Origin of the sequence: Flavobacterium sp. ZT3R18 (assembly GCF_007097385.1) — a bacterium.
In the GTDB taxonomy this organism is placed as follows: Bacteria; Bacteroidota; Bacteroidia; order Flavobacteriales; family Flavobacteriaceae; genus Flavobacterium.
Map to the genome: position 1 here is coordinate 1 of NZ_VJZS01000065.1, position 1,373 is coordinate 1,373.

The 1,373-nt window shown below is 55.4% G+C and carries 1 protein-coding gene and 2 rRNA genes; 2 read left to right on the plus strand and 1 reads right to left on the minus strand.

Going from position 1 to position 1,373, the window contains the following annotated elements; translation table 11 throughout:
- Window positions 1-267 (plus strand): 23S ribosomal RNA (locus FNW52_RS20585); the annotation flags it as partial.
- A gap of 134 nt (window positions 268-401) precedes the next feature.
- Window positions 402-517 (plus strand): 5S ribosomal RNA (gene rrf / locus FNW52_RS20590).
- 190 nt (window positions 518-707) lie between these two features.
- Here rrf and FNW52_RS20595 read toward each other — a convergent pair.
- Window positions 708-1,373: transposase (locus FNW52_RS20595; protein WP_143379340.1), on the minus strand; the 666-nt coding region annotated here is incomplete at its 5' end.

A 1,373-nucleotide genomic window follows, 5' to 3' on the forward strand; every position in this document is an offset into this window, starting at 1 on the left:
GAGAGGGGCTGCTCCTAGTACGAGGGGACCGGAGTGGACGAGCCTCTGGTGTTCCGGTTGTCACGCCAGTTGCATTGCCGGGTAGCTATGTTCGGAAGAGATAACCGCTGAAAGCATCTAAGCGGGAAACTTGCCTCAAGATGAGATCTCACTGGGATCTTGAATCCCCTAAAGGGCCGTCGAAGACTACGACGTTGATAGGTTGGGTGTGTAAGCGCTGTGAGGCGTTGAGCTAACCAATACTAATTGCCCGTGAGGCTTGACCATATAACACCCAAGCAATTTGCTGACGCAGATTGCGGTGGTGAAGATGATACGAACCGAAAGTTCGCAACGAACCACAAACATCACATATCCGGATTCGCTGGGCTGTTCATCTGGACATTCTGGCTACAGAATTTCTTGACGACCATAGAGCATTGGAACCACCTGATCCCATCCCGAACTCAGCAGTGAAACGATGCATCGCCGATGGTAGTGTGGGGTTTCCCCATGTGAGAGTAGGTCATCGTCAAGATTCATTTCGCAAAACCCCTATCTGCGCATGCAGGTAGGGGTTTTGTCTTTGTGGGCAAAAAATTCAGCCCAGCTCGAATCCCTGTGGGAGCGGGCTTGCCCCGCGAACACGGGCGAAGCCCGTGCCATCCACACGGTGTCTTCTTCGCGGGTAAACCTGCTCCCACCCTGATTTGAGCTGCGCTATGTTTTCATGGCTGCGGTAAGTCATCCCGCCACGGCGTGCCCGATCTGAGCATCGCGTTGAGGCGCACGATGAAGATTCTCATGCAGGCCACAATCGCAACCTTGGCAAGTTTCCCCCGCCCACGCAGCGCTTCATATCGGGCTTTGAGCGTTGTATTATGTTTCACCGCCACCAGGCACGCCATGTACAGCGCACGCCTGACCTCAAATCGGCCTCCTGAAATAAAGCGCTTGCCCACGGACTTTCCGCTGTCGTGCTTGAAGGGGGCCACGCCGACCAAAGAGGCTATTTCCCTGGACTCCACATGCCCCAGTTCCGGCAAGAGCGCTACCAGCTTGGTCGCGGTTACCATCCCGATGCCTTTGACTTCGTCCAATTTGGCAATCCGTTCATCGTTGAGCACTGTGGCCTGCTGCTTGATCGCTTGCTCCACCAACTTTATCTGCGAGGCAAAGTGCTGGAGATTGGTGTTCAGGAAAATGGCGACCATCGCTGACTGAGCCTGCTTCAGGCGCCGCCGGTCGTCATCTCGCTGTTGGACTAGGCGATCACGCTGCTGAAGGAGTTCCCGTAACAGGGCCCTTTCAGGGCTTGTCTTCAGGGTTGGCTTGTCTGGAATGACCTCAGCGAAATGGGCCAGCACTGCGGCGTCGATGGCATCGGTCTTGGC